The organism is Auraticoccus cholistanensis (assembly GCF_009742705.1).
Taxonomy (GTDB): Bacteria; Actinomycetota; Actinomycetes; order Propionibacteriales; family Propionibacteriaceae; genus Auraticoccus; species Auraticoccus cholistanensis.
This window is the reverse complement of record NZ_WPCU01000012.1, coordinates 1-846: the sequence shown is the minus strand read 5'-3', so window position 1 is coordinate 846 and position 846 is coordinate 1. Positions and strand designations below refer to the sequence as shown.

The 846-nt window shown below is 75.9% G+C and carries 1 protein-coding gene; it reads left to right on the top strand.

Annotated elements, in window-relative coordinates; translation table 11 throughout:
• Positions 1-846: hypothetical protein (locus GC722_RS17950; RefSeq protein ID WP_197430287.1), on the top strand; the 846-nt coding region annotated here is incomplete at both ends.

The window sequence follows — 846 nt, the reverse complement described above, 5'->3', positions numbered from 1 at the left end:
GCCCGGGCGCTGTTCGAGGGCGACGAGAGCGAGCAGGCGGCCCGGCTCGCCATGACGCTGGCGGGCGACCCGCTGGCGGTCTCCGCCCCGCGGCTGCAGGTCGAGGCGCTGCTGCTGGCCTCCCGCGCCAGCCGCTCGGCCAGCGACCTGGGGCTGGCGGTCGAGCGGGGGGAGCGGGCGCTGTCGCTGACGGGTCTGGTCGACGACGCCGACCTCGAGGCCGAGGCTCGGGTGGTCCTGCTCGGTGCCCTGATGGAGGCCGACCAGGTGGAGCGCGCCGAGGAGGTGGCCGAGGGGCTGCAGCGCCGGCTGCGGCGCATCGGCTCCCCGCAGGTCACCGGCCTGGCCCACTGGACGCTGGGCAACATGGCCTGGCTGTCGGGTGCGGCGGAGGAGGGCGCCCGGCACCACGCCGAGGCTGCGCGGCTTCTCAACCCGCACGTCGACCTGCGCAACTGGGGCCGGTTCCGCAAGGCCGCGGCCGTGGTGCGGCTGCAGAACGGCGTGGTCGACGACGTGCTCGAGCTGCTCCACCAGGCCGGTGACGCCCTGCGCATCGTCGGCAACCCGAGCGACCTGACCGAGCTCCGGCTCGCCGAGGCGCGCTACTGGCTGCTCTCGGGCGAGACCCGGACGGCGCGGTCGCTGGTGGAGTACTCCCTCGACGACACCACGCTGGCCGAGGCGCCGCACTCCCGCGCCGAGGCCGAGCAGCTGCTGGGGGAGATCGAGGTGGCCGAGGGCCACCAGCGCGCTGCCGGGCAGGCGTTCCTGCGGGCTGCGCTGCTGTTCGAGCAGGCCGGCGCCTACAAGCGCTCGGTGCAGATGTGGCGCCGGCACGCCGGC